Genomic DNA, 1,662 nt, shown 5'->3' on the forward strand with positions numbered 1-1,662 from the left:
ATCGTGCCGCCGTCCTGGACGGCAAGGTCACGGATCTCCCACCCGCAGATGACCTCGGCCCACCGGGCGATGTATTCCTCCATGGTCTCCTCCCCTGCGGACATGAAGTCGTTGGCAACGGCGGCGGTGACGATGATCGCCAGGCTGCCATCCAGCAGATCCTCATAAAAGTAGCCGCCGTGGAAATCGTTGTTGACATCCGCCGGCGTCAGGCCGGTAAAGCCGGGGGAGTACATCAGTGCGCCGGGGACGGGGTTGTCCGCGGGTTCACCATCCATCCGGATATACACCGGGCCGTCGCCATTTCCCATGTGGATCTGGGTGTCCGAGTCGAAATAGAAACCGTTGATCCAGCCCAGTTCCCCGTCATACATGTCGTACCGGCCGTTCCCGTCCCCGTACTCGTCCACATATTCCAGATAGCCCGCAGCCTCCACAGAGCCGCTGGCGTAGTAGGCGATGAAGCCTCCCTCGCCGTCCATGTAGATGCTGGCGGTGTCCTCCTCGCCGTCCAGCCGCCAGACGCCCTCGGTGCGGGAGAAGTCCGCCCCGTCCGTCTCCCCCTGCCCGCCGGCATGGGCGAAGTAGAAGGGGCTGCCCAGGTAGGGCGTATCGGCTGGGAACAGGTTCACCGGGTATAGTTCGTCAAAGGACAGATCCTGTCCGCCATCCATGGTGTAATAGACCTCTACCTCCCCCAGGTTGGCCGTCAGGGTGCTGTAGAGGCTGTCCATCATAAACCAGCGCAGGGAGTCGATGTCATGGAAGGAAAACTCCTCCTTCTGCTCCCGGTCATCCAGGCCGGCAACCAGGGTGGAGTCTGCCGCCCAGTCCACGGTGACGGCACCTTCCTCCACGGCGGCGCTGTTCAGGGTAAAGTCCAGCCCGCTCCACTCCGACAGGGCCTGGGCCATAGCCCCCGGCGTCGCCTCCTCTGCGATTCCGGTTTCTGTCTGAATCAGGTCGAACTCCTCGGCCAGTTCGCTCCCGTTGGAAAAGTCGGCGACAAGGGTGATTTCCTGTCCGCTGCTCTCTGTCTCGGGCGGGGCCTGCTCTCCGCCGCTGCAGGCAACCAGGGACAGGAGCATGGCAGCCGCCAGCAGGCCGGTCATCCACTTTCTCATGTTTCTCAGGAAAGATCCTCCTCCTTTTCCTGTTTTCGTTCTCCGGTGCGTATCCGCCTTCCCCCGGAGGGGCAGGTCATTCAATGCCGCCCAGCAGGAGTCCCACCAGGCCGCCGTAGATCAGCCCAGCCGCCAACACAACCGCGCCAAGAACCAGCAAAACCCTGCGGGGACGCCGCTCCTTCACCAAAAAGCTGGACACCAGCAAAATGATGCCAAGAGCAATCCCGATCATCCACATCTCAACTCTGCACCTCCTGTTGTTTGTATAGCGTGTCCACCGTCAGCAGGGCGTCAATCAGTTCGGTGATGTACCGCGTCTCGTCCCGGAAACGCTGCAGCAGCTCGCTGACTTTGACATATTCCAGGCTGCCCGCCTCAAAGTGGTCCCGGCCGGAGTTTACCGCCACATGGACCTTGCCCTCCTTGAGGAAGCGGAGGTAGATGTCGCCTCCCGCCCGTTGATCCATCGTCAAAATGTGCTCCATCATGTGGGGGGTGAGGATGTAAAAGGCGTCGTGGGCGCTGTCGCAGGAGA

Annotated in this window: 3 protein-coding genes; all 3 read right to left on the bottom strand. The window is 61.6% G+C overall.

Going from position 1 to position 1,662, the window contains the following annotated elements; genetic code table 11:
* Positions 1–1,124: hypothetical protein (locus tag H6B51_RS16910; protein WP_204884763.1), on the bottom strand; the 1,124-nt coding region annotated here is incomplete at its 3' end.
* Positions 1,125–1,200: 76 nt separating this feature from the next.
* Positions 1,201–1,365: a hypothetical protein gene (locus H6B51_RS16915; protein WP_204884764.1), complete on the bottom strand. Its 165-nt coding sequence runs from the start codon at positions 1,363–1,365 to the stop codon at positions 1,201–1,203.
* A 1-nt stretch (position 1,366) separates the two neighbouring features.
* Positions 1,367–1,662 (bottom strand): DUF3137 domain-containing protein (locus tag H6B51_RS16920; RefSeq protein ID WP_204884765.1); only part of this gene is annotated, 296 nt, incomplete at its 5' end.

It is taken from the genome of Pseudoflavonifractor phocaeensis, assembly GCF_016901955.1.
In the GTDB taxonomy this organism is placed as follows: domain Bacteria; phylum Bacillota; class Clostridia; order Oscillospirales; family Oscillospiraceae; genus Flavonifractor; species Flavonifractor phocaeensis_A.